Below are 26,431 nucleotides of genomic sequence, written 5' to 3'. Positions count from 1 at the left end.
CAAATAACACGCGGTGCAAGTACACCGACGGAGACAAGCCCGTGAGCGACCCCAGCTTCGACTACATCGTCATCGGCGCCGGCACGGCCGGTGCCCTCATGGCCAACCGGTTGTCGGCCGATCCGGCCAAGCGGGTGCTGCTGATCGAGGCCGGCCGCAAGGACGACTACCACTGGATCCACATCCCGGTCGGTTATCTCTACTGCATCGGCAATCCGCGCACCGACTGGCTCTACAGCACCGAATCCGAACCCGGCCTCAACGGCCGCAGCCTGCGCTACCCGCGGGGCAAGACGCTGGGCGGCAGCTCCAGCATCAACGGCATGATCTACATGCGGGGCCAGGCGCGCGACTACGACGGCTGGGCGCGCATCACCGGCGACGACACCTGGCGCTGGAGCGAAGTGCTGCCGGCCTTCAAGCGCCACGAGGACCACTACCTCGGCGCTAACGAAATGCACGGTGCCGGCGGCGAATGGCGGGTGGAGAAGCAGCGGCTGCGCTGGGACATCCTCGACGCCTTCGCCCAGGCCGCGCAGCAAGCCGGCATTCCGCACAGCACCGACTTCAACACCGGCGACAACGAAGGCGTCGGCTACTTTCAGGTCAACCAGAAGAACGGCCTGCGCTGGAACAGCGCCAAGGCCTTCCTGCGTCCCACCTGCTATGGCCGGCCCAACTTCGAACTGTGGACCGGCGCGCAGGTGATGCGCCTGCTGTTCGAGACCCGGCCCGATGGAAGCCGGCGCTGCACCGGCGCGGACGTGTGGAACGGCAGCGAACAGGTGACGGTGCACGCCGCCGCCGAAGTGCTGCTCTGCGCCGGCGCGGTCGGCTCGCCGCAGATCCTGCAGCTGTCGGGCGTCGGCCCGGGCGAGGTGCTGCGCGCGCAGGGCATAGACGTGGTCGCCGACCTGCCGGGCGTCGGCGCCAACCTGCAGGACCATCTGCAGATCCGCGCCGTCTTCAAGATCGAAGGCGCGCCCACGCTCAACGTGCTGGCCTCGTCGTGGCTGGGCAAGGCCCGCATCGGACTGCAGTACCTCGCCTCGCGCAGCGGCCCGATGAGCATGGCGCCCTCGCAGCTCGGCGCCTTCACCCGCAGCTCGCCGGAGCAGCCTTTCGCCAACCTGCAATACCACGTGCAGCCGCTGTCGCTCGAAGCCTTCGGCGATCCGCTGCACGCGTTCCCGGCCTTCACCGCCAGCGTCTGCAACCTCAACCCGACCAGCCGCGGCACGGTGCGCCTGCGCAGCCCGCGCTTCGCCGATGCGCCGGCCATCGCGCCCTGCTATCTGTCCACCGCCGAAGACCGCCAGGTGGCCGCCGACTCGCTGCGCCTGACCCGCCGCATCGCCGCCCAGCCGGCGCTGGCGCGTTTCAAGCCGCAGGAATACAAGCCCGGCGTGCAGTACCAGAGCGACGAGGAACTGGCGCGCCTGGCGGGCGACATCGCCACCACCATCTTCCATCCCGTCGGCACGGCGGCCATGGGCGCCGACGGCGATCCGATGGCGGTGCTCGACTCCCGCCTGCGCCTGCGCGACGGCCGGGGCGGGCGCATCGCCGGCCTGCGGGTGGTGGACGCCAGCGCCATGCCCACCATCACCAGCGGCAACACCAACAGCCCCACGCTCATGCTCGCCGAAAAGGCCGCCGCATGGGTGATCGCCGAAGCGCGGCCCCGCGCGGCAAAACCGACAACCACCATCCCGGAGACCATCGCATGACCACCCCGACCCTCAGCCGCAACCAACGTTTCCGCGCCCTGTTCAAGGAGGGCGAAGCCTTCGTCTGCATGGGCGCCTTCGACGCCATCAGCGCCAAGCTCGCCGAGGCGGCCGGCGCGCCGGCGATCTTCGTCAGCGGCTTCGTCGCCTGCGGCATCGAGGCGGGCGAGCCGGACATGGGCGCACTGTCGCAGCGCGACATGTTCGAGCACATCCGCCGCGTCTGCCGCGCCACCAACCTGCCGGTATTCGCCGATGCCGACACCGGCTACGGCGGCATGCTCGACGTGCAGCGCACCATCCGCCTGTGGGAAGAGGCCGGCGCCTCCTGTCTGCACCTGGAAGACCAGGCCCTGCCCAAGAAATGCGGCCACTTCGCCGGCAAGCAGCTGGTGAGCAAGCATGAGATGGTGCAGAAGGTGCGCGCCATGGTCGAGGCCCGGCAGGACCCGGACTTCTTCATCGTCGCCCGCACCGACTCGATCGCGGTCAACGGCATCGAGGACGCGATCGACCGCCTCACCGCCTACGCCGGCGCGGGTGCCGATGGCCTCTATGCCGACGCGGTGGAAAGCGTGGAGCAGATGCGCGAACTCCAGCGCCGCCTGGCGCCGCTGGGCAAGCCGCTGCTGTTCAACATGGTCACCTCGGGCAAGAGCCCGACGCTCAGCCTGAAGGAAGTCGGCGACCTGGGCTTCTCCTTCGCGCTCTGCCCGGTGGAGCCGCTGCTGGCCATGCACAAGGCGGTCAAGACCATGATGGAAACCTTCATGCGCCAGGGCTGCGACACCCGCGCGGTGCAGGATCAGCTCACGCCGTTCGAGGAATACAACGCCTTCGTCGGCTTGCCGGAAGCGGTGGCGCAGGAGCAGAAGTACACGGCCGCCTGAGGCTTGCGCCGCCCGAAGCGTTCATCACAAGACAGAGACAAGACAGAAGGAACGAAAGCCATGAACCTCATCCGCCGAATCGCCTGCGCCGCCACGGTGGCGGCCATCGCCTGCACCGCCGTCGCGCAGGATCCGCAGTACCCGACCAAGACGATCCGCCTGATCATCCCGTCGACGCCCGGCGGTGGCACCGATTTCATCGCCCGCACGCTGAGCGTGAAGCTTGCGGAGTCCGCCGGAGCCGGCTGGACGCTGGTGCCCGAGAACCGCCCCGGCGCGGCGGGCACGCTGGGCCTTGCCGAGACCGCGCGCGCCAAGCCCGACGGCTACGACCTGGTCATCGGCCAGACCGCCAACGTCTCGCTCGCGCCCTGGCTGATGAAGCTGAGCTTCGACCCTGCCAAGGACCTTACCCCGGTGGCGCTCGCGGTCGAGGCGCCGATGGTGCTGGCCGTGGCCGAGAACTCGCCCTACAAGACCTGGGCCGACCTGCTCGCCTTCGCCAAGGCCAATCCGTCCAAGCCGCTGAACTTCGGCACTTCAGGTACCGGCAGCGTCGCGCAGGTGGCCGCCGAACAGATCCAGGACAAGAGCGGCTTCAAGCTCCAGCACGTGCCCTACAAGGGTTCCGCACCGGCGTTGGCCGACCTGATGGGCGGCCACCTCGACCTCGCCGGCACCTCGCTGGCCTCGGCCCTGCCGCTGCTGCAGAGCGGCAAGATCCGCGCGCTGGCGGTGACCTCGGCCAAGCGGGCGACGGCGCTGCCCAATGCACCGGCGCTGTCGGAGCTGGGTTACCCCGGCTTCAACATGGTCGAGTGGTATGGCGTGTTCGGTCCGGCCAACCTGCCGCCGGCCATCGCCGACCGGCTCAATGCCGAGGTCAACAAGGTGCTGCAGCGGCCGGAGGTGCGCACCGTGATCCTTGGCCAGGGCCAGGAGCCGCGCCCCGAGAGCCGCGCCGCCTTCGCCGCCATGGTGAAGTCCGACAACCAGACCTCGCAGGCCATCATCGCCAAGGCCGGCATCAAACTTGAATAGGCTTTCGGACATTCATCTTCGCCAGCCATGAACATCGTCTTTCTCGACCGCGCCACGCTTTCGCCCCAGACCACGCTGCGCACCGTGGGCTTTCCGCACACCCTGGAGGTGTTCGACCGCACCGCGCCCGACGAGGTGGCAGTCCGCATCGCGCGGGCCGACATCCTCATCGTGAACAAGGTCAAGTTGACTGCCGATCTGCTGGCCGGAGCACCAAGCCTGAAGTTCGTGGCCGTGGCCGCCACCGGCACCGACAACGTCGATCTCGCGGCCTGCGCGGCGCGCGGCATCGTGGTGAGCAACATCCGCAACTACGCGAAGCATTCGGTGCCCGAGCACACCTTCGCGCTGATCTTCGCCCTGCGCCGCAGCCTCCTGGCCTACCACGCCTCGGTGCGCGCCGGGCGCTGGCAGCAAGCGCGGCAGTTCTGCTTCTTCGACCACCCGATCCGCGACCTCGCCGGCTCCACGCTGGGCATCGTCGGCGACGGTGCGCTCGGCCAGGCGGTAGCGGCGATGGGCCGGGCGCTGGGCATGAAGGTGCTGTTCTCCGCGCACAAGGGACGCACCGGCCAGGGATCGCTCTACACCCCGTTCGACGAGGTGCTGGCGCGCGCCGACGTGCTCACACTGCACTGCCCGCTGCGTCCGGCCACGCGCAACATGATCGGCGCGCCGGAGTTCGCGGCGATGCGGCGCAAGCCGCTGCTGATCAACACCGCGCGCGGCGGGCTGGTGGATGAATCGGCGGTGGGTCCGGCGCTCGAGGCCGGGCAGATCGCGGGGGCCGGTTTCGACGTCACCAGCACCGAGCCGCCACCGGCCGACCATCCCTTCATGGCGCTGCTCGACCGACCGGATTTCATCCTGACGCCGCACGTCGCCTGGGCCGCCGACGAAGCGGTGCAGGCCCTGGCCGACCAGCTCGTCGACAACATCGAAGCCTTCGAGCGCGGCGAGCCTGCCAACCAGGTGCGGCCGGCCGCATGACCTTGAACGCCATCTCCGATCCGCGCGCGCTGCTGCGCCACCTCTACGACGTGGCCGTGCGCCGCGCCCAGCCGCTGCACAGCCTGGCCGAGCACCTGCCGCCGCCGCCACGCGGCCGCACCGTGGTCATCGGCGCGGGCAAGGCGGGCGGCGCCATGGCCCAGGCGGTCGAGGCCCTGTGGCCGGCCGACGCGCCGCTGCAGGGGCTGGTCGTCACCCGCTACCACCATGTGCCGCAACGGCCCGAGGGCCTGTCGGCGCGCGTCGAAGTCGTCGAGGCCGCGCACCCGGTGCCGGACGCGGCGGGCCAGGCAGCGGCCGAACGCATGCTGGCCATGGTCCAGGGGCTGGGGCCGGACGATCTGGTGCTGTGCCTCATCTCCGGCGGCGGCTCGGCCCTGCTGACCCTCCCCTGCGAAGGCCTGAGCCTGGCCGACAAGCAGCGCATCAACCGCGAACTCCTGCTCTCGGGCGCCCACATCGGCGAGATGAACTGCGTGCGCAAGCATCTCTCGCGCATCAAGGGCGGGCGGCTCGCCGCCGCCTGTGGTGCGGCGCCGCTGCTGACCCTGGCGATCAGCGACGTGCCGGGCGACGATCCGGCAGTGATCGCCAGCGGCCCCACCGTGCCGGATCCGACGACCTGCGCAGACGCGCTGGCGATCCTGCGCCGTTATGGCATCGCCCTGCCTGCGGCAGTGCAGGCTGCATTGGAATCCGGCGCGCTCGAAACACCCAAGCCGGGCGACGCCGTCTTCGCGCGGCAGCGGATGCAGCTGATCGCCACGCCGCAGCAGTCGCTGGAAGCCGCGGCCGAAGCGGCGCGGGCGGCGGGCCTGGAGGCGCACATCCTCAGCGACGAGATCGAAGGCGAGTCGCGCGAGGTCGGCAAGGTGCATGCGGCACTGGCGCGGTCGGTGGCGCGGCGCGGCCAGCCGTTTCGCGCACCCTGCGTGATCCTGTCCGGCGGCGAGACTACGGTGACGGTGCGTCCCCGGGCCGACGGCGTTGCCAAGGGGCGCGGCGGGCGTGCCGGCGAGTTCTGCCTGGGCCTGGCGCAGGCGCTGCAAGGCGAGGCCGGCGTCTGGGCGCTGGCGGCCGACACCGACGGCATCGACGGCGTGGAAGACAACGCCGGTGCCTTCGTCACGCCCGATTCACTGGCGCGCGCTGGTGCAGCCGGCCTGTCGGTTACCGACCATCTCGATCGGAACGATGCCTACGCCTTTTTCAAAGGGCTAGGCGACTTGCTGGTGACGGGACCCACCCATACCAATGTCAACGATTTCCGGTGCCTGGTTGTCATCCGCACGGAGCCGTAGGCCGTGACTGCGGAGCATCGCGTCGAGATGCACGTGCGGCGCCACACCGTGCCGCCACATGGACGTGACCGCCGCCTGGGCGCTGCCGAGGTCTTTGCGCAGCAGGTAGGACTTGATCATCATGTGATACATCACCGAGTCCGGCTTGATGTCGCTCGTGGCGGCGTGACGCACCATGTATTCGAAGATGGCCGTCGAATAATGGAATCCCTTGGTTCGGGCGTAGCCCAGGATGATGTGGCTATACGTCACCGCATCGGGCTGCATGTCGGCCTTCACGATTTCGTCGAAGAGTTTTTCGCCTTTGGCGACCTGTTTTTGTCTGCAGCAGACCGCGATGGCCGCGTTATAGGCCGTGGTGTCGGGCCGCACACGGTGGCCGGTGAGCGGATGGATGGCCTCGCTGATCTGGCGAAGGCGTTCGATGGCCTCTTCCCACGTCCTTGCCTTGGCGATCAGCCCGGTGGCCAGCATGAGCAGCGGCCGTTCGCTGCCGCCGTTGCGGTTGTAGCGGCAGACCTCCTGGTCCAATCTTTCCCGGCGTTCCTGCGGAGTTCTGGTTTCGATATCTTGCGCATCCGGCTCGACCGGGACGGCGCAGAAATCGACCCGGTTGGCCATCAGCGGACGGGGCGGAAGTCCGATCTGGTCAGCGGCTGTCGTCGGCTCCGGAAGGGGAATCGGGCCGTGGTGCGGACGTCGCTCATTCGCAGCCCGCGTGCGCAGAACCGATTCGAATCCAGAGGGTTGGTGGATGGGTTGCGGCGTGTACATGTGGCCAGTGTCCGGTCCGCCCCAAATGGGACCCGACGGTTCGCGAAACCGCCTGCCTCCCGGCGAAGGTCACCTGGCCGCGACAGCAGGCGCGGCAGTCACGCAGGCAGGTAAGGTCGCATCGTGGCTTCGACCTCTGTGCTGGGCGTGATGCCGTGGTTGATCATGGCGAAGTAGAGATCGACCGCCTGGGTCACGCGCCCTGTACGCAAGCAGCCCGCGATCACATAGCGGTAGATGGCGGTTTCAGGCTCCATGCCCGACGCCTGGGCATGCCTCAGGAGGTATTGCAGAACGGCGACCGACCATCCGACCTTCTTCGCCTTGGTGTAGGCCATGATCAAGTTGCTGTAGGTCACCGTGTCGGGCTCCACGTTGGCAGCCACCATGGCGGCGTGAAGCTGATCGACCAGGTCCACTCGACCGGCCTTGCCGCAAACCGTCATGGCGGCATTGAAGGCCATGGTGTCCGGTGGCACCGGGTTGCCGGTCAGCGGGTTGCGCGCACAGGCAAGACGAGCGAGGCAGTTGACGGCGTCTTGCGGTGCAGGCGATCTGGCAGCGCAAAAGGTGACATGCTTCATCAGGTCGGTCAGCGTGCACCCCTGATCGTTGAAGATACGTACCTTGCGGTCGATGTCTGCGGCCAGGCAAATGCCCTGGGGCGAAACGCCGGGCACGAACGGAGCGCTGGCAGTGGTCATCACAGCGTCGAAATCCGCCGGCGTGTTTTCGCTGTCGAAGGCAGGAAAGTTCACGCTTTCGACATTGGCGGGCTGCGACTCTCGCGAACCGATGGCGTTGGACAGCGCGGGTGGGGACTGGCTGGGCCAGCGTGAGGGCGAGGAGCAGGGGAAGTAAGAGGTAGGCAGGCTCATGCGGCCAGTGTGGGAGCGTCGTTGTTCAGCAGCCCGGACCATCCCGAAGTTGCGCGTCCAGCGGCGAATCCCTGCGGGTGCGGCCCGCCTCACTCATGTCCGCCCCTGTCCGCGGCGTCTCAGCTACCGGTGTTCTCGAGTACCTCGAGGAAGGTGCGTCGCCACCAATGCACGTCCTGCGCACGAATGCCCGCCAGCAGCTTCTGATGGCGTTGCTGGCGCTCTTCCAGCGGCATGCGCAGGGCGCGCTGCAGGCTCTCCGCCGTTCCCTGGGTGTCGTAGGGGTTGACCAGCAGTGCTTCCTTCATCTGCTCGGCCGCGCCTGCGAAACGCGACAGCACCAGCACGCCCGGATCGGCCGGATCCTGCGCCGCCACGTATTCTTTGGCGACGAGGTTCATGCCGTCGCGCAAGGGCGTCACCAGGCCTACCGCAGCGGCACGGCAGAGCCCTGGCACCCGCTTGCGGGCGACCGTGCGGTGGATGTAGCGAATCGGCATCCAGTCGAGTTCGCCGTAGTCGCCGTTGATCGCACCGCACAGACCCTCGAGCTCCACCCGGATGTCGTTGTAGGCATCCACGCTTTCTCGCGTGGGCGAGGCGATCTGGATGAGCGTGGCGCTGTCGCGGTTCTCCGGATATTGCTTGAGCAGTTCGCGGAAGGCGCGCACCCGGTGCGGAATGCCCTTGGAGTAGTCGAGCCGGTCGATGCCCAGCAGCAGGCGGCGTTTGGCGTACTCCTCCTTCATGCGGATATAGGTGTCGCGGCCTTCCTTGGCGTGGGTGAGCGCGGCGAACTCGTCGACGTCGATGCCGATCGGAAACGCCTGGCAGGTGATGGTGCGGCCGAAGGCATGGAAGCGGTTGTCGCCCAGGCCCTGGGCGCCCATCTCGGCTTCGGCGTAGCGGCAGAAGTGGGTGGCGTCGGCCTCGCTCTGCAGCCCGACCAGGTCATAGGAGAACAGCGAGCGCATCAGCCATTCGTGCTGCGGGATCGCCGCCAGGATCAGCTGCGGCGGCAGGGGAATGTGCAGGAAGAAGCCGATTTTCTGCTTGCAACCCATGGCACGCAGCTCGGCGGCCAAAGGAATGAGGTGGTAGTCGTGCACCCAGATGATGTCGTCGTCTTTCAGCAGCGGCAGCAGCTTGCGGGCGAAGAGCTGGTTGACACGACGGTAGCCGCCGATGTGGTCGGCATCGAAATGCGCCAGATCGAGCCGGTAGTGAAAGACCGGCCAAAGCACGCCGTTGCTGTAGCCAAGGTAATAGCTGTCGTGGTCTTCCTTGCACAGATCGACCATGGCGAGCTTCACCGGGCCGGCCTGGTGCTGGTGAAGCTCGCCCTCGCCGGGCGTGCCGCCTTCGACGACGGTGCCGCTCCAGCCAAACCACATGCCGCCGGTCTTGTTGAGCGCTTCGCCGAGGGCGACCGCGAGGCCTCCTGCGGCGGCCTTGCGTGGATCGGCCACGCGATTCGAAACAACGACTAATCTGGACATTTTGTTAGCCCCTCGGCTCTTGACTTGGCTGCGCTACGTGTGGTTTGCCATGCCCCGCGGGGAAGGCTTCGCCCGGTCCAGGGAGATCCTGGCCTGGCCCTACGTGGGTCTGTTGGCCCCTCGGCTCATTCACTCCGCTTCGCTGCGTGTAAACGCCATCCCCCCAGGGGAAGGCTTCGCCGAGTCCAGGGAAACCCTGGCCTGGCTCTACTTGGGTCTGTTGGCCCCTCGGCTTATTCACTCCGCTTCGCTGCGTGTAAACGCCATCCCCCCAGGGGAAGGCTTCGCCGAGTCCAGGGAAACCCTGGCCTGGCTCTCTTGGGATATGAGCGCTACCGGGGGCGGTGGTGCTGCTGGCGCTCGATTGCGCGATGACGAGGCGAGCCATTGCTGCTGATAGTGCAACGCCGGTGTGGTGCCTCATATGACGCTGTCCCACGGCGCGGACAGGCGCATCGCGGCGTTGATGATGCCGACCATGGAATACGTCTGGGGAAAGTTGCCCCACATCTCGCCGGTGTCGGGATGGGTGTCCTCGCTCATGATCCCGACATGGTTGCGCGCGGCGAGCATGGTTTCGAAGATGCTGCGGGCCTCGTCCTTGCGGCCGATGCGGGCAAGGGCGTCGATGAGCCAGAAGGTGCAGATGTTGAACGCGGTCTCGGGCTTGCCGAAGTCGTCAGGGGCCTCGTAGCGGCGCATGTACGGGCCGTCGCACAGGTGCTTCTGCATGGCTTCGACGGTAGCGACGAAACGCGGGTCCTGCGGGTCGATGAAACCCACCTCGGCCATCAGCAGCACGCTGGCGTCGAGGTCGCGGCCGCCGAAGCTTTCGGCGAAGGCCTGCCGCTCTTCGTTCCATGACTTCTCGATGATCTCGGTCTGCATGCGGTCGGCGTGGCCGTGCCAGTAGGTGGCGCGGTCGGGCAGGTGGAAGGCGTCGGCGATCTTGGCCAGCCGGTCGCAGGCGGCCCAGCTCATCAGCGCCGACGATGTGTGGATGCGGGCACGAGTGCGCAGCTCCCACATGCCGGCGTCGGGCGTGCCGTAGACGGCGATGGCCTTCTCACCGATGGCTTCGAGCTGCACGAACTCCGCCTTGCCGGCACGGTGCAGCAGTCGCTGGTCGTGAAAGGCCTGCGCGGCGCCGAGCACGATGTTGCCGTAGACGTCGTGCTGAAAGTGTTCTTGCGCCTGGTTGCCGACGCGCACGGGGCCCATGCCCCGGTAGCCGTCGAGGTGGGCGACGAGCGACTCGGGCAGCTGCTGCTCCATGCCGATGCCGTAGAGCGGCTGCACATGGCCGCCGCGCGCGGCCACCACCACGTTGCCGAGCCAGCGCAGGTAGTCTTCCATGGTGCCGAGCTCGGACAGGCTGTTGAGCGCGCGCACCACGAAGAAGGCGTCGCGCAGCCAGCAGAAGCGGTAGTCCCAGTTGCGCTGGCTGCCCGGCGCCTCGGGAATGCTGGTGGTCATGGCCGCGACGATGGCGCCGGTCTCTTCGTAGAGCGAGAGCTTGAGCGTGATGGCGGCACGGATGACGGCGTCCTGCCATTCGAACGGCAGGTGCAGGCGCTGGGTCCACTTGCGCCAGTAGGCGATGGTTTCACGCTCGAAATCGCGGGCAGTGTCGGCGATGCCGCTGTGCAGGGTTTCGTCCGCGCCGAGCAGAAAGTGCAGGTCGTGCGTCAGCATGAACGGCGTCTTGGACAGCACGTGCGACACCGGCGCGTCGGTGTTCAGGCGCAGCGTCATGTCCTGGCCGACGAAGCGCACATGGTTGCTGCCGCGGGTGATGGTGGGCGCCTCGCGACCCCAGTCGAAGCGCAGGTCGAGGCTGACGCGGATGCGGGGTGAGCCATGCAGGGCGCGTACGCGGCGCACCAGCATCTGCGGGCGGAAAAAGCGCTGACGCGCGAAGAAGCGCGGCGCGAAGTCGATGATCTCGATGGCGTGGCCGGCTTTGTCGAACAGGCGGGTGCGCAGCACGGCGGTGTTGGGTTCGTAGATTTGTTCGCTGCGCTGGAAGTCTTCTATCTCGATGGCGAATGCGGTCCCGTCCGGCCCGGGCTGCAGCAGAGCGTTGAAGACCGGGTCGCCGTCGTAGCGCGGCATGCAGCACCAGACGATGCGGCCACGTACGTCGACCAGCGCGCTGAGGCCGCAGTTGCCGATCAGCCCGACCCGCAGGGACGGGTCCGCCGGCGGGCCGAAACCAGGTTCCTGCGCTGCCTCGCGTATCGCTTCGTGGGCGATGAATGCAGCCGACGCCGCGACCTGGATCGGCGCTGCCGGTTCGCTCATCAGATGCCCTGCCGTTGGTTACCCGAGGCGTCGGAAATGTCCCAACCGCCCGATTCGGTCAGCGGCGGCAGCGTGGTGCGGGCACTGGCCAGCCAGCCGCGCAGGGCGGCGGCGCTCAGGCAGCGGTGCAGCGCTTCGCTCGCGCCTTCGCCGATCTTGATGCCGCGCCCGCCGAGCTGCTGCACGGCGGTGAAGCCGTATTCGTCGGTGACGTCGTCGCCTGCGAAGATCGGCACCCGGCCGGCGAAGGGCGCGGTGGACATGAAGAAAGTGATGGCCTGGCCTTTGTGGATGCCGGCCGGCTTCACCTCGACCACGCACTTGCCGTAGAGCAGCTCGACGCCTGAACGGCCGGCGACCACCTTCTGCATTGAAGCGCGGCACAGCCCTTCGAGTTCTGGCGCATGGCGATAGTGCAGCGCGACCGAATGCGGCTTGTGTTCGACCAGCAGACCGGCGTAGGTCTGTGCCAGCGAGGTCATGGCCTCGACGGCGTCGTGCAGCGGCGGTTGGTCGATGGAAGGCCGGCTGCCGTCGGCCAGGCGGTACTGGGCGCCATGCTCGCCGGCCGTGGGCAGTTGCAGCGGGTAGAGAAAATGGTCGACATCGGCGATGGGGCGGCCGGTGACAATGGCCAGCGCGCCGCCGAGTTGCTGGTGCAAGGCGGCCAGGGTGGACACCAGGCCCCCGGGCACTTTCACCGCATCGGGCGTGGGCGCGATGTCGGCGAGCGTGCCGTCGAAGTCGAGAAAAAGGGCGGTGTCAGGGAGTACGGTGGGCAGCAAAGACATCGCCTGGGACCTTACCAAAGGTCGGTTACCGCACGCGTAGGCCGGATTCGCCGATCCGGCACCGTGGGCCGATGCGGGTTTTCCCGGGCGATCGTGTTACTCGAAGGCGTCGGCCGGCAGCCGCAGCGCGCCGTCGTTATAGAGGCGGCACATCAGGGTGTGTTGCGCATGCAGCGTGCTGTTGGCACCGAAGGCGCCGTCGATGGAGCGGTCGTGTTTACCGCCATTGCCCGCCACGGCTGCGTTGTCGGCGCCATTGACCAGCAGGTCGCTGCTTTTCACCCATTCGCCGGGAACCGGGCCGAGCCAGTCCAGAGATGCCTCGCCGGCTTCTTGCAGATGGCGGTCCACCAGCGCCCATACCGGGCCACCGGCCGCCACGTCGGTGTAGGCGACGTCGATGCCTCGCGCGCGTAGCGTGGCGGCCAGATCGGCTAAGTGACGGGCGACGATGCCCTGGGCGGTGGCCTTGTCCTCGTCGTTGAGAAGGTTCAGAAAGGCTTTGGTGCCGATGGCAGACAGCACCACGCGACCTGGGCGCTCGGCTTGCGTGGCTTGCAGCAGCCGCGAAAAGATCGTCGCGATCTGCCGTTCGTAGGCGGCAGGCATGAGGCGATCGGCGCTGTCGAGGTAATGGCGAACCTCCGGTTGCCTGAGACTGTCGAGTGCGGGCGCCGCGACGTTGATCACGCGTGGATAGGCCACTTGGCCGGATGGGCTACCGAGCGCTGCGCGCATTTCGAAGATCGTCGCCTGCCCGGGCCTCAACACGCCCGACTGGCGGGCGTCGGCACTGCAGTGGTAGCTTTCCGGGCAACCCAGAATTGCCTGGTTCTGCTCGCGGTAACGGCGGTTCGCGGCGATGTTGCTCAAGTCGCGCTCGAAGACCTGGCGCAGCTGGAGCTTCTCATCGCCGGAGCCGTAGATGCGGATCGACTGCATCAGCCGGTGCAGCACGTCGGTGGGCACGGTGCCGATGAGCGCTCTCGCGTTGTCACCGAACCCCCGGTAGGTTGCCTGGTAAAGCTGCATGGCGGTGGCTGCCGAGCCGGTATCGCCGTAATGGGTGGCCGCGACGCCCGCCAACTTCTCGCCGACGTCGACGGCCGCGTCCTGATCCAGCCTTTGCGGCGCATCGGCATGGAGGTGGTCGACGTTGCGGCCCGGGGTGAGATCAACGTCGGGCGAGTTTTCATTCAGGCTGTGGGCTGAAAAGCCGTTCATCTCCGACAGGATGGAGATGACTTGCGCGAGCAGCCGCATGTCGGCAGGCAAGAAAATTTCGCGTCCCAGAACGATGTCCTCGATCAGCGAAACGTAGGCCGGCAGGCTGCGCGCACGCCGTCCCATGAAGTCGGCGTAGCCAGCATGGTCCGGATAGCGCAGATAGTGGAGCGTTTCCGGATACGGCTCACGTTCGGGCAGGCCCAGGGCCTGGCATAGATTGGAGAGTTGCTCGACCACCGGCTGGAGGTCTTCAGCCCGGGTCGCGGCCAGGATCGCCTCCGGCAACGGCAGGGCCTCGGCGCTGATCGTCGTGGCGGGTTGGGGTGATGGCGATTCGGTGTTCTTGGCCGCGAAATAGGCCGAGAGTTGCGTCAGGCCGCCGTGCCGGCATCCGAGGCTGGCCATCAGCGGCTCGAACTCCGGCGGCATTGGCTCGGAGTTGATGAGTCTCTGCTCGGTGGAGGTCTCCAGCGCGCCAGGAGATGAGTTTCGACGCGCCGGGGAAAACGCGAGGGATGACGTTCTGGAAGCGCCTTCGGAATAAGCAGTTTTGTACAGCATGGAAAACTCGTTTTGGGGTAGGCGACGCGACAGTTGCAACAGCGGGTCGAAAGCCCCGCAGTAGACAGCGTGCGAACACTCACGCCGGCCAACCGTCCCGAAGCGGCGACCGGGTCGGCGAATCGCCGCAGTGGGGTCGTACGACCCCGTTGCTCGGTCTGTGCGAAGGGGATTGCCCCGGGTAAAACGTCGGTAAAGCTATAAACCACGGTGCCCGCCGGGAGGTGGCGCCATTAGCATCCCCCCGCCCTTGCTCGCCCGCACGCCAGTTCACCGCCCCGACGAAACTCCATGCCGATGCCCGACGCGCCCGATCGCACCTCTTCCGCCGCGCCCCGCCGCACCCGCCGCGCTTCCCGAATCCTGCTGATCATCGCCGTCGTCGCCCTGCTGGCCGGCGGCGGCCGGTGGTGGTGGCAGCAGCGGCAGACCGCGACCGAGCCGGTGCCGGGCGCAGTGCCCGGGCCCGGCATGGCGCAAGGCCCGGGCGGCATCGGCGGCCCGGGTGCGCGGCGCTTCGTGGGCAACCAGGCGCAGCCGGTGTCGGTGGCGGTGGCGCAGCGCCGCGACGTGCGGGTGCTGCTGCAGGCCATCGGCACGGTGACCGCGCAGAACACGGCCATCGTGCGCCCCAAGGTCGACGGCGAATTGCGCGCCATCCGTTTTCGCGAGGGCGACGTGGTGAAGGCCGGCGCCTTGCTCGCCGAGATCGATCCGCGCAGCTACCAGGCCGCGCTCGCCCAGGTCGAAGGCGGTCTGGCGCGCGACCAGGCGCAACTCAAGAATGCCCAGGTCGACCTGCAGCGCTACCAGGAACTGCAGGCGCAGGACTCCATCGCCAAGCAACAGGTCGACACCCAGGCCGCGCTGGTGCGGCAGCTGCAGGGGACCGTGCAGGTCGACCAGGCGCAGGTCGACGCCGCGCGGCTCAGCCTGTCCTACACCAAGGTCACCGCGCCCATCGCCGGTCGGCTGGGCCTGCGCCAGGCCGACTTGGGCAACGTGGTGCGCGCGGCCGACACCACCGGCATCGTCACCATCACACAGACGCAGCCGATCAACGTGCTGTTCTCCATTCCCGAGGCGGCCCTGCCCAAGGTCGCGGGCAAGGTGCGCGCTGGCCAGGCGCTGGCCGTGGAAGCCTGGGACCGCGACCGCCGCAACAAGCTCGCCACCGGCCAGGTGAGCTTCATCGACAACGCCATCGACACGACCACCGGCACCATCAAGCTCAAGGCGGTGTTCGCCAATACGGACGGTGCGCTGTTCCCCAACCAGTTCACCAACGTCGTGCTGCAGACCGACACGCTGCCGGGCGCGCTCGCCGTGCCCACGGCGGCGATCCAGCGCGGTAGCCAGGGCACCTACGTCTACGCGGTTGCCGAGGACGGCACGGTGGCGGTGCGCAAGGTCACCGTGGGGCCCGTGGAAAACGACTGGAGCAGCGTGCAGGGCGAACTGCAGGCCGGTGACCGCGTGGTCACCGACGGTGCCGATCGCCTGCGCGACGGCGCCCAGGTGCAGGTGATCGCGGCCAACGCGGCGGCAGCGGTCGATGCGCAGGCGCCGCGCCCGCGCGGCATGGACCGCATGTCGCCGGAGATGCGCGAGAAGATGAAGGCAATGTCGCCCGAGGAGCGGCGCGCCTTCATGCAGAAGCTGCGTGAGCAGCGCGGCGGTGCGGCAGGGCCGGGACAGGGCGCATCGCCAGCGGCGGGTGCGGCGAGTGCGCCCGGCGCGGCCGGTGCGGCTTCGGCGCCGGCAGCCCCGTCTGCGCCGACCGGGCCGCAGGGCGCTGCAGCGCGCTGACGCGGTTTCATCGTCGCTTCAGCGCGTACCCATGAACCTGTCCCGCCTCTTCATCCTGCGGCCGGTCGCGACATCGCTGCTGATGGTGGCGGTGCTCATCTCCGGCCTGCTGGCCTGGCGCATGCTGCCGTTGTCGGCGCTGCCCGAAGTCGACTACCCGACCATCCAGGTCACCACGCTTTATCCCGGCGCCAGCCCGGACGTGATGACGTCTTCGGTCACCGCGCCGCTGGAGCGCCAGTTCGGCCAGATGCCCGGACTGACGCAGATGTCGTCCACCAGTTCGGGCGGAGCCTCGGTCATCACCCTGCGCTTCGCACTCGACATCGGCCTGGACGTTGCCGAGCAGCAGGTGCAGGCGGCGATCAACGCCGGCGGCAACCTGCTGCCGAGCGACCTGCCGATGCCGCCGATCTACAGCAAGGTGAACCCCGCCGACGCACCGGTGCTCACGCTCGCGATCACCTCGCCCTCGCTGCCCGTGATCCGGGTGCACGACCTGGTCGAAAACCGCATCGCGCCGCGCCTGTCGCAGGTGGCCGGCGTCGGCCTGGTGGGCATCGCCGGCGGCCGACGGCCGGCGGTGCGCATCCGCGCCAACCCGGCCGCACTGGCGGCTGCCGGCCTGACGCTGGAAGACGTGCGCACGACCATCGCCGCGGCCAACGTCAAGCAGGCCAAGGGCAGCTTCGACGGCCCGGCACGCGCCTCGACCATCGACGCCAACGACCAGCTGCAGTCGGCCGCCGAATACCAGTCGCTGATCCTGGCGTTTCGCAACGGCAACCCGATCCGGCTGCGCGACATCGCCGACATCGTCGACGAAGCCGAGAACACGCGGCTGGCGGCCTGGGCGGGGGTGTCGGGCAGCGGCATGCCCGCCGCCGGGCCGCCCCAAGTCGGGCAGCCTCTTCGGGGGGAAGGAATGCGGTCTGGGGTGATCCTCAACATCCAGCGCCAGCCGGGCGCGAATGTGATCGAGACCGTCGACCGCATCAACGCCCTGCTGCCGCAGCTGCGGTCCACCCTGCCGGCCTCGCTCGACGTGCAGGTGCTCAACGACCGCACCACCACCATTCGCGCCTCGGTGTTCGACACCCAGATGGAGCTGCTGCTGGCCGTCGTGCTGGTGGTGGCGGTGATCTTCGTGTTCCTGCGCAGCGCGCGTGCCACGCTGATTCCCGCGCTGGCGGTGCCGCTGTCGCTCATCGGCACGCTGGGCGTGATGTACCTGGCGGGCTTCTCCATCAACAACCTCACGCTGATGGCGCTCACCATCTCCACCGGCTTCGTGGTGGACGACGCCATCGTGATGATCGAGAACATCGCGCGCTACGTCGAAGACGGCATGGCGCCGATGCAGGCCGCGCTGGAAGGCAGCCGGCAGATCGGCTTCACCATCATCTCGCTGACCATCTCGCTGATCGCGGTGCTGATCCCGCTGCTGTTCATGGGCGACGTGGTGGGACGGCTGTTCCATGAATTCGCGATCACGCTGGCGGTGTCGATCCTGATCTCGGCGGTGGTCTCGCTGACGCTCACGCCCATGCTCAGCGCGCGCCTGCTGCGCCATGAAACGCAAGAGCAACACGGCCGTGTCTTCCGCGCGGTCGGCCGTTTCTTCGAGCGCACCATCGCCGGCTACGGGCGTCTGCTCGACCGGGTGCTCGACCACGGCGCGCTGACCCTGCTGGTGTTCGCCGGCACGCTGGCGCTGACGGTGGCGCTGTACTTCGCCGTGCCCAAGGGCTTTTTCCCGGTGCAGGACACCGGCGCCATCCAGGCCACGACCGAGGCGGCGCAGTCGGTATCGTTCGCGGCGATGTCCGAGCGCCAGCAGGCGCTGGCCGACAAGGTGCTGGCCGATCCGGCGGTGCAGAGCGTGTCGTCCTTCATCGGCGTGGACGGCGCCAACGCCACGCTCAACACCGGCCGCCTGCTGATCGCGCTCAAGCCCAAGGCCGAGCGCGGCAGCGTGACCGAGGTGCTGGCGCGCCTGTCCGATCTGACGCGCGACACGCCCGGCATCCGGCTCTACCCGCAGCCGGTGCAGGACCTCACCATCGAAGACCGCGTGGCCCGCACGCAGTACCAGTTCCTGCTGTCCTCGCCCGACACCACCGAGCTGCGCGGTGTCACCAACCGGCTGCTGGAGCGCATGCGCACGCTGCCCGAGCTCACCGACGTTTCGAGCGATCTGCAGGAGCAGGGATTGCAGGCCTACGTGGAGATCGACCGTGCCGAGGCCAGCCGGCTCGGCGTGACGGTGGCGGCGATCGACACCGCGCTCTACAACGCCTTCGGCCAGCGGCTGATCTCGACCATCTTCACCCAGTCCAACCAGTACCGCGTGGTGCTGGAGGTGGGGCCGCAGTTCAGCGTCGGCCCCGAGGCGCTGGCGACGATGTACGTGCCCGGTGCAACGGCGGCTGCGCCGGTGCCGCTGTCGACCGTCGCGCGGATCACCGAGCGGCCGAATGCGCTGGCGGTGAACCACGTCGGGCAGCTGCCGGCCGCGACTATCTCGTTCAATGCCGCGCCCGGCGTGTCGCTGGGGCAGGCGGTGGAGGCGATCAAGCGGGAGCAGCGCGCGCTCGCGTTGCCGCTGAGCGTGGAGACCAGTTTCCAGGGCGCGGCGCTGGCGTTTCAGTCGTCGCTGTCCAACACGCTGCTGCTGATTCTGGCGGCCATCGTCACGATGTACATCGTGCTGGGGGTGCTGTATGAGAGCACCATCCACCCGGTGACGATTCTCTCGACCCTGCCTTCTGCCGGCTTGGGCGCGCTGCTGGCCCTGCTGGCCGCGCGGCTGGATCTGGACATCATCGCGATCATCGGCATCGTGCTGTTGATCGGCATCGTGAAGAAGAACGCGATCATGATGATCGACTTCGCGCTCGATGCGGAACGGGAGGAGGGGCTCTCGCCCCGGGAGGCGATACGGCAGGCTTGTCTGCTGCGGTTTCGGCCTATTTTGATGACGACTCTTGCCGCGTTGCTCGGGGCGCTGCCTCTCATGCTGGGAACCGGCGTCGGGTCGGAGTTGCGGCATCCGCTGGGGGTGACGATGGTGGGGGGTCTGATCGTCAGTCAGCTATTGACGCTGTTCACCACGCCGGTGATTTATCTGGGGTTCGAGACTTTGGCTCGAAGGTGGAGGAAGGCGCCTGGCGGTGCGGCTGCTGCCGGAGGCGTCGATGGCGTTTGAGCTTCGGTCATTGCTGCTTGGGCTCGATCTCTTCCGTGGGCTGTGGCGCTGCGTGGGCTGCGGCCTTCTTCCGGCTGCTTGCCACGGCGTGGACTGCTGCCTTCTGCCGGCTGCGTGCCACTGCGTTGGCTGCTTCTCCTGCGGAGGGCAGAGGCCGGGATTTCGCCCCGGCGGGCGAGTCACTTTCTTTGCTTCGCCAAAGAAAGTAACCAAAGAAAGGCGACCCCGGTGGGCGAGGTCCTTACGGACACGCTGCGGTACTCGGTTTTGCGGGGGCTGGCGGAACTCGCTTCGCTCAAACAGCCGCCAGCCCTTATCCGCAAAACCTCCGTTCCTCGCTCTCGACCACAGGGGACCCCGAACACCATACGGGCCATCGCTGCGCTCGGCCTACGACGGTCTTCGCTGCGCTCGACGGGGGAACGGGGCGACGCGTCAATGGGGCATCGCAGATGGGTACACGGCGGCCGCATTGGTCGGTGCGACAGCAAGCGCGCAGACAGTTGGGCGCATGCCAGCGCGCATGGCAATCGGACCAGCGCGGCCCCCTCACCGTGCTCAGTGCGGTCGCCTGTCCTTACCCTCTCAGCCCCGACCCTGCGAAGCAGGGGCAGAGGCACTGGATCGACCCTTGTCCAAACTGTTGCCGCTAGAGCGTTCGAAGGCACATTCCTCAGGCCGAGCGAAGCAATGGCCCGACCGAGCCTCGAGCTCGTCTTCAAGGCAACTTTCTTTGGTGACTTTCTTTTTTGCCAGAAAAGAAAGTTACCGCGGGTCTGGGGGCGCGCAAGCCCCCAGCTCCACCCTACGACCAGTAGAAGAAAAGAAAGACCAGCCTACTCTGCAAAAGCGACGCCCCAGCTCCCCCCTACGACCAGTAGAAGAAAAGAAGCAAAGCCGGCTCAGCAAGGAGCAACCCATCAGCCCCACCTTGGGCAAAGGCAAGAAGCCAAAGACCCAAAGCGCCCTGACCCAGCCCGGAGGGCCCGAAAGATGAACCTCTCCGAACTGTTCATCAAGCGCCCCATAGCCACCACCCTCCTGACCCTGGGCATCGCCCTCTCAGGCGTGATGAGCTTCTTCCTCCTCCCGGTGGCCCCGCTACCCCAGGTCGACTACCCCACCATCAGCGTGTCGGCCAGCCTGCCCGGCGCCAGCCCCGACACCATGGCCGCCACGGTAGCCACCCCGCTGGAGCGAGCACTGGGCGCGATAGCAGGCGTCAACGAGATGACCTCCAACTCGTCCCTCGGCAACACCCGGGTGACCTTGCAGTTCGACCTCGACCGCGACATCGACGGCGCCGCCCGCGACGTGCAGGCCGCCATCAACGCCTCGCGTGCCCTGCTGCCCACCGGCATGCCCAGCAACCCGACCTACCGCAAGGTCAACCCGTCCGACGCGCCGATCCTCATCCTGTCGCTGACGTCGAAGACGTTGACCCGCGGCCAGATGTACGACGCCGCCTCCACCGTGCTCGCGCAGTCCATCGCCCAGGTCGAGGGCGTGGGCAACGTGCAGATCGCCGGCGGCGCGCTGCCCGCCGTGCGCATCGACCTCGACCCGACCCGGCTCGCAGCGGCCGGCATATCGCTGGAAGACGTGCGCACCGCTGTGTCCGCCACCAACGCCAACCGCCCGCTCGGCGCGGTCGAGAAAGATGGCCGCTACTGGCAGGTGGCCACCAACGACCAGGCCCGCAGCGCCTCGGAATACGCACCGCTGGTCATCCGCTACCAGAACGGCAACGCGGTGCGCCTGCAGGATGTGGCCGAGGTGACCGACTCGGTGCAGGACCTGCAGACCTACGGCTCGGTCGACGGCACGCCGGCCATCATGCTGCAGGTGTTCAAGCAGCCCAACGCCAACATCATCGAGTCGGTGGCGGCGATCAAGGCGATGCTGCCGCGGCTGCGGGCCTCGATCCCGCAGGCGATCGACCTGGCGGTGGTGAGCGACCGCACGCCCACGCTCCGGGCTTCGCTGCGCGAGGTGGAACACGCGCTGATGATCGCCGTCGGGCTGGTGATCCTGGTGGTGTTCCTGTTCCTGCGCAACGGCCGCGCAGCGATCATCCCGAGCGTGGCGGTGCCGGTGTCCCTGGCCGGCACCTTCGGGGTGATGTACCTCTGCGGCTACACGCTCGACAACCTCTCGCTGATGGCGCTCACGGTGGCCACCGGCTTCGTGGTCGACGACGCGATCGTGGTGCTGGAGAACATCACCCGCCACCTCGAGCGCGGCAAGTCGCCGATGCGCGCGGCGCTCGACGGCACGCGCGAGATCGGCTTCACCGTGCTGTCGATCAGCATCTCGCTCATCGCGGTGTTCATTCCGATCCTGCTGATGGGCGGCATCGTCGGCCGGCTGTTCCGCGAGTTCGCGATCGTGCTCACCTCGGCGATCCTGGTGTCGATGGTGGTGTCGCTGACCACCACGCCGATGATGTGCGCGGCGCTCCTGCGGCCCCGCCCGCCGGTGCAACGCACGCCGGGCCGCCTGGAGCGCGGGTGGAACGCCTTCTCCGGATGGGTGCAGCGCGGGACCGCCCGGGGTTACCGCCGGTCGCTGGCCTGGACGCTGCGTCACCAGCCCGTTGCGCTGCTGGTGCTCGCGGCGGTGATCGGGCTCAACATCCATCTCTACGGCGTCATCGAAAAAGGCTTCTTTCCGCAGCAGGACACCGGCCGGGTCAACGGTTTCATCCGCGCCGACCAGTCCACCTCCTTCCAGGCCATGGAGCAACGGCTCAAGCGCTTTCTGGAGGTGGTCCGCAGCGATCCGGCGGTCGACCACGTGCTCGGCTTCACCGGCGGCGGCCAACGCAACACCGCCTACATGTTCATCTCGCTCAAGGGCCTGGCCGACCGCGACGTGACCGCCGACCAGGTGGTGGAACGTCTGCGCGAGCGGCTGGCCAGCGAGCCGGGCGCGCGGCTGTTCATGAATCCGCAGCAGGACATCCGCATCGGCGCGCGTGGCTCCAACGCCAGTTTCGAATACACCATGCAGGCCGACAGCAACGAGGAGCTGCGCCTGTGGGAGCCGCGCATCCGCCGGGTGCTGCAGAACCTGCCGGAGATCACCGACGTCAACAGCGACCAGCAGGACAACGGCCTGCAGACATCGCTGGTGCTCGACCGCGACGCCATCGCGCGGCTCGGGCTGTCGGTCAGCCGGGTCGACGCGACGCTCGGCGACGCGTTCAGCCAGCGGCAGGTGGGCGTCATCTACAACCCGCTCAACCAGTACCGCGTGGTGATGGGCGCCGAGCAGCGATTTCTGCAGAGCCCGGAAACCCTGCGCGGCTTCTTCTTCGTCAACAACCTCGGCCAGCAGATCCCGCTGACCGCCTTCGCCCGCATGGAGCTCACCAACACGCCGCTGTCGGTGAGCCACGACCGGGGCACGCCCGCGACCACCATCAGCTTCAACCTGCCGCCGGAGGGCTCGTTGTCGGCGGCCACCGACGCGGTGAACAACGCCATCGCCGAGCTCGGCGTGCCGGTGGCCATTCGCGGCACCTTCGGCGGTACGGCCGGTGCGTTCCAGAACTCGCTGTCGAGCCAGCCGCTGCTGATCCTGGCGGCGCTGGTCACCATCTACCTGGTGCTCGGCATCCTCTACGAGAACCTGGTGCATCCGGTCACCATCCTGTCGACGCTGCCCTCGGCCGGCGTGGGCGCGCTGCTGGCGCTGATGCTGTTCAAGACCGAGTTCTCGCTGATCGCGCTGATCGGCATCATTTTGCTGATCGGCATCGTCAAGAAGAACGCGATCATGATGATCGACTTCGCCATCGTGCGGCAGGCCCACGGCGCCCGCGCGGCGCAGGCCATTTTCCGCGCCGCTCACCTGCGGCTGCGGCCGATCCTGATGACCACGGTGGCCGCGCTCTTCGGCGCGTTGCCGCTGGCGCTGGGCCAGGGCGACGGCGCCGAGCTGCGCAAGCCGCTGGGCATCGCCATCGTCGGCGGGCTGGTGCTCAGCCAGCTGCTCACGCTCTACACCACGCCGGTCGTCTATGTGGCGCTCGACCGGCTGGCGCGCCGAACCCGCGCGCTGCGCCTGCCGAGGCTGATGCGCCCCGGCCGAACCACCCGGACCCCCGAGGATGTGCCAGATGCGGCCTGATGCCCGATCGAATTTCTTTTGCACCCGGCTCGCCCTGGCCGCCGTGGCCACGCTCGCCATGGCCGGCTGCAAGATGGCGCCGACCCATGCCGTGCCGCCGTTGAACCTGCCCGCCAGCTACAAGGAGACCGCGCTCTGGCAGCAGGCCAGCCCCGAGGCACCGAGCCCGGTGCCCGAAGCCTGGTGGACGCTGTTCGCCGACGCCGAGCTCGATCGCCTGCAGGACGAGGCGATGGCCGGCAACCAGACGCTCGCCGCCACCGTCGCCCAGCTGCGCGTGGCTCAGGCCGCGCTCGACAGCAGCCGTGCGCCGCTGCTGCCGAGTCTCGGCCTGAACGCCGGCGGCACCCGCAGCCGCAGCAGCGGCGCGAGCAGCGGCACCGTGGATTCCAACGGCAACGTGGTCGGTGCGAGCACCGGCCGGCCGCGCAATCTCTACACCGCACAGGCCACTGCGAGCTGGGAGCTCGACCTGTGGGGCCGCTTGTCTTCGGCCGTGGATGCGGCGGCCGCGCGGGCGCAGGCCAGCGTCGACGACCTGGCGGCGGCCCGGCTGTCGCTGCAGGCCAGCGTGGCGCAGACCTACTTCGCGATCCGTGCGGCCGAGGCGCAGCTGGCAGTGCTCGACGACACCCTGGTCGCCTACGAGCGCTCCCTCGACCTCACCCGCAACCGCTATCGGGCGGGCGTGGCCAGCGCCGCCGACGTGGCGCAGGCCGAGTCGCAGCTGTATTCGACGCGGGCGCAGCGGCTGGAAAGCACGGCGAGCCGGGCGCAGCTAGAGCATGCGCTCGCGGCGTTGCTGGGGCGGGTGCCGGCCGACTTTTCGCTCGCACCCACCGCGCGCCTGCCGCAGGCGCCTGTGGTGCCGGTCAGCCTGCCGGCCACGCTGCTGCAGCGGCGCCCGGACATCGCGGCGGCGGAACGCCGTGTGGCGGCGGCCAACGCGCAGATCGGCGTGGCGCGTGCGGCCTTCTTCCCGGCGGTGACCCTGTCGACCGGCGCCGGCTACCGCAGCTCCGTCCTCAACGACATCATCAGTGCGCCCAACCAGTTCTGGTCGATCGGGCCGGCGCTGGCGCTGACCCTCTTCGACAACGGCGCGCGGCGCGCGGCCGTGGATTCGGCCACCTACGCGCGCGAGCAGGCGGCCGCCACCTACCGGCAGACGGTCATCACCGCGCTGCAGGAGGTGGAGGACAACCTGGTCGTCGCGGCCAGCCTGCAGGACGAGCTCGGGGTGCAGCAACAGGCGCTGGTGGCGGCACGCAAGGCGCTGGACGTGGCCAACAACCAGTACCGCGCGGGCATCGTGAGCTATCTCAACGTGGTGACCGCCCAGCAGACCGAGCTGTCTGCACGCCGCAGCCTGCTGGACGTGGAAAACCGCCGCCTGGTGGCGGTCAACGTGCTGCTGAAGAACCTCGGCGGGCGCTGGGATGGTGCGCCTGGATGACGCTCAATCCGTGCGCAGGCACATGAAGGAGATGTACCCGGCGGGGCTGCCGGCCTTCAGCCGGATCTCCACGGCGAGAAACGTATCGGAGGACGCCACCGGACCATAGGCGTTGTCGTATCCGCCCGGTGTCGGGGCCAGGTATTTGGAATAGATGGCGCCCCCTGCCGGATTCTTGGCACGAACGTCGAGTCCGGCTGTGCCGGCGTAGTTCAGCAGGGTCGCGTCATGGTAGGCGGGGAAGTTGCCGAATTCCCAATTGCCGTGGGAGTCGACGGCACGCACGGTCCACGTCTGATCGGTGCCGACCGGGATTTCCGGGAACACCAGCGTCAGGAGGTGATCGCCGGTGGTGTTTTCGGCCGAAGTGAGCACGCCGGTATAGGGGTCGTACGAGAAGCCGGCCCAGGTCGATCTTTGATAGTAGCCGAGCGCGACCCGGCCGCCCTTGAGTATCGTGAACGACGGAAGCGCCCGGACGGGATACGGTTCGGGCACGGCCGATACCGCGCGGGGAAAATAGGGCAACCAGGCCTGGGAGCGTTGGTCGTAGATGCCGAAATTGCCGTTGTAGCCCCAATAGGCGGCGCACAGGCCCTCGGCCAGTACCACTGCGCGAACATGCGCCAAATATTCGGCTCGCTCTTCCAGGTTTCGAGGCTGGGTACCGACGGAGACGTTGCGAGAGGCGCCGCATTCGCCAATCCACATGGGTACGCCCAGTTTGGTCGCCCACCGCTTGGCCCAGCGCAGGTCCTCGACCAGGTTGGTCATCCCGCCAGCGGTGAGGGAGCTGGTCCGATGGGTGAAATCGAAAGGCGTGTAGGTATGCGCGGACAGTCCCACCGGACCGGCGTTGGCCGGGATGCGGATCAGGTCCAGGCGGTTCGACCACGGCTCCATCCAGATGACCCGGTCGGCGTTTTTGCCTCCGGTGGCACGTATCAGTGGAATGACTTCGGCATGCCAGTCGTTGAGTTGCGCGGCCGTCAGGCCCGCCGGATACCCGGCCGTCTGCCGCACCAGCGGTTCGTTGAAAAGGTCGAACGAAAGACGCAGTGAACGATCCTGGTATCGGGTCGCCAGTTGCAGCCACATGGCGGTGGCGCGGCGTGCGTGCTGATCGGCCGTCAATGGCGCGACGTTACCGATATCGTCGAAAGAGCTGTCGTTGCCGTGATCGCCCCGCCACTGCGCGTAACCATGGAGCGGATCGAGCATCACCCTTTCCATCCGCCGCAGCGCCCAGTCGACCTGCGCATCTAGCACGACCAGATAGGCCTCGGAAATCAGACCGTTGACGTCGGCCCGCGCGGCGCAGTTGGCGGGAATGCGCACGTGGTCGAAGCCACCTTCGTCGCGCATTCTGCTGAAGTCGCTCAAGTCGACCTTGTTATTCGCGCCGGCCGACAGGTTGGCATTTTCGAGATAGTCCGTGGCCTGGATGCCGATGCGCATCGTGCTCATGAACTCGGCCATGGACGCCGGTTCCGCAAACACGGGGTCGGGCACTTCCGGCGCCGGAGCCTCGGTTTCCGGCGCCGCAGGGTCCGTGTTGGACGCCGGGTCGGCGGGCGGCGTGGGGGGCGCCGGTGTACCGGTCGCTGCGGTGGGGGTCGGCGTGTCGGCATCGCTCCCGCCGCCACATGCCGCAACGGTGGCGCCGACAGTCGCCACGGCTGAGAGCAGGATCGTCCGCCGCCGGGGCTGGAGCAAATTCAAACGTTGCGGATTCTCGGTGGGCTCTGCCAAGGCGACTCCCTTTTTTGAATCGGACGTTTCACCACAAGCGTTTCGTGTTAAGACATCGTCATTGA

General features: G+C 67.9%; 16 protein-coding genes. 9 read left to right on the top strand and 7 right to left on the bottom strand.

All coding sequences use genetic code 11. From position 1 onward, the window contains the following. Positions 1-41 precede the first annotated feature (41 nt). From R9X41_RS19950 to R9X41_RS19930, 5 genes are read left to right on the top strand one after another with little or no spacing between them, the layout of a single operon-like run. Positions 42-1,730, top strand: a complete 1,689-nt coding sequence (locus R9X41_RS19950; RefSeq protein ID WP_318632179.1) for a GMC family oxidoreductase — start codon at positions 42-44, stop codon at positions 1,728-1,730. After that, complete coding sequence (locus R9X41_RS19945) at positions 1,727-2,620, top strand: isocitrate lyase/PEP mutase family protein (protein ID WP_318632178.1); 894 nt, start codon at positions 1,727-1,729, stop codon at positions 2,618-2,620. The genes R9X41_RS19950 and R9X41_RS19945 overlap by 4 nt, the downstream gene beginning before the upstream one ends. A gap of 60 nt (positions 2,621-2,680) precedes the next feature. After that, a complete protein-coding gene (locus tag R9X41_RS19940) occupies positions 2,681-3,661 on the top strand; it encodes a Bug family tripartite tricarboxylate transporter substrate binding protein (protein ID WP_318632177.1) in 981 nt (326 codons plus the stop codon). Positions 3,662-3,688: 27 nt separating this feature from the next. Further along, positions 3,689-4,651 (top strand): D-2-hydroxyacid dehydrogenase, encoded by a 963-nt coding sequence (locus R9X41_RS19935; RefSeq protein ID WP_318632176.1) that lies wholly within the window; start codon positions 3,689-3,691, stop codon positions 4,649-4,651. Beyond that, positions 4,648-5,973, top strand: coding sequence for a glycerate kinase type-2 family protein (locus R9X41_RS19930; RefSeq protein WP_318632175.1), 1,326 nt, complete (start codon positions 4,648-4,650; stop codon positions 5,971-5,973). The genes R9X41_RS19935 and R9X41_RS19930 overlap by 4 nt, the downstream gene beginning before the upstream one ends. Here R9X41_RS19930 and R9X41_RS19925 read toward each other — a convergent pair. From R9X41_RS19925 to R9X41_RS19900, 6 genes are all read right to left on the bottom strand, one after another. Further along, on the bottom strand, positions 5,890-6,747 hold the full coding sequence (locus R9X41_RS19925) for a pentatricopeptide repeat-containing protein (RefSeq protein WP_318632174.1): 858 nt from the start codon (positions 6,745-6,747) through the stop codon (positions 5,890-5,892). The genes R9X41_RS19930 and R9X41_RS19925 overlap by 84 nt on opposite strands. Positions 6,748-6,845: 98 nt before the next feature. Continuing rightward, a complete protein-coding gene (locus R9X41_RS19920) occupies positions 6,846-7,625 on the bottom strand; it encodes a hypothetical protein (protein WP_318632173.1) in 780 nt (259 codons plus the stop codon). A 119-nt stretch (positions 7,626-7,744) separates the two neighbouring features. Then, a complete protein-coding gene (gene otsA / locus R9X41_RS19915) occupies positions 7,745-9,124 on the bottom strand; it encodes an alpha,alpha-trehalose-phosphate synthase (UDP-forming) (RefSeq protein ID WP_318632172.1) in 1,380 nt (459 codons plus the stop codon). 420 nt (positions 9,125-9,544) lie between these two features. Next, on the bottom strand, positions 9,545-11,428 hold the full coding sequence (locus R9X41_RS19910) for a glycoside hydrolase family 15 protein (protein ID WP_318632171.1): 1,884 nt from the start codon (positions 11,426-11,428) through the stop codon (positions 9,545-9,547). Next, complete coding sequence (gene otsB / locus R9X41_RS19905) at positions 11,428-12,219, bottom strand: trehalose-phosphatase (protein ID WP_318632170.1); 792 nt, start codon at positions 12,217-12,219, stop codon at positions 11,428-11,430. The genes R9X41_RS19910 and otsB overlap by 1 nt, the downstream gene beginning before the upstream one ends. 96 nt (positions 12,220-12,315) lie before the next feature. Next, on the bottom strand, positions 12,316-14,046 hold the full coding sequence (locus tag R9X41_RS19900) for a hypothetical protein (protein WP_318632169.1): 1,731 nt from the start codon (positions 14,044-14,046) through the stop codon (positions 12,316-12,318). A gap of 252 nt (positions 14,047-14,298) precedes the next feature. Between R9X41_RS19900 and R9X41_RS19895 the strand changes: the two genes are divergently transcribed. The 4 genes from R9X41_RS19895 (at position 14,299) to R9X41_RS19880 (ending at position 24,614) form a co-directional block, all read left to right on the top strand. Next, positions 14,299-15,816, top strand: a complete 1,518-nt coding sequence (locus tag R9X41_RS19895) for an MdtA/MuxA family multidrug efflux RND transporter periplasmic adaptor subunit (RefSeq protein ID WP_318632168.1) — start codon at positions 14,299-14,301, stop codon at positions 15,814-15,816. Between the two features lie 31 nt (positions 15,817-15,847). Next, positions 15,848-19,024 carry an efflux RND transporter permease subunit gene (locus R9X41_RS19890; protein WP_318632167.1) on the top strand — a complete coding sequence of 1,059 codons (3,177 nt, stop codon included), beginning with the start codon at positions 15,848-15,850 and terminating at the stop codon, positions 19,022-19,024. Positions 19,025-20,017: 993 nt separating this feature from the next. Continuing rightward, positions 20,018-23,158: a multidrug efflux RND transporter permease subunit gene (locus tag R9X41_RS19885; protein WP_318632166.1), complete on the top strand. Its 3,141-nt coding sequence runs from the start codon at positions 20,018-20,020 to the stop codon at positions 23,156-23,158. Continuing rightward, complete coding sequence (locus tag R9X41_RS19880; RefSeq protein WP_412556633.1) at positions 23,148-24,614, top strand: efflux transporter outer membrane subunit; 1,467 nt, start codon at positions 23,148-23,150, stop codon at positions 24,612-24,614. Before R9X41_RS19885 ends, R9X41_RS19880 begins: the two co-directional genes overlap by 11 nt. Before the next feature lie 3 nt (positions 24,615-24,617). On the opposite strand, the gene R9X41_RS19875 is transcribed toward R9X41_RS19880, so the two are convergent. Beyond that, a complete protein-coding gene (locus R9X41_RS19875; RefSeq protein ID WP_318632165.1) occupies positions 24,618-26,366 on the bottom strand; it encodes a glycoside hydrolase family 5 protein in 1,749 nt (582 codons plus the stop codon). Positions 26,367-26,431 lie beyond the last annotated feature (65 nt).

This window comes from Xylophilus sp. GOD-11R (assembly GCF_033546935.1).
Lineage (GTDB): Bacteria > Pseudomonadota > Gammaproteobacteria > Burkholderiales > Burkholderiaceae_C > Xylophilus.
This window is presented reverse-complemented; position numbering and strand designations above follow the sequence as displayed.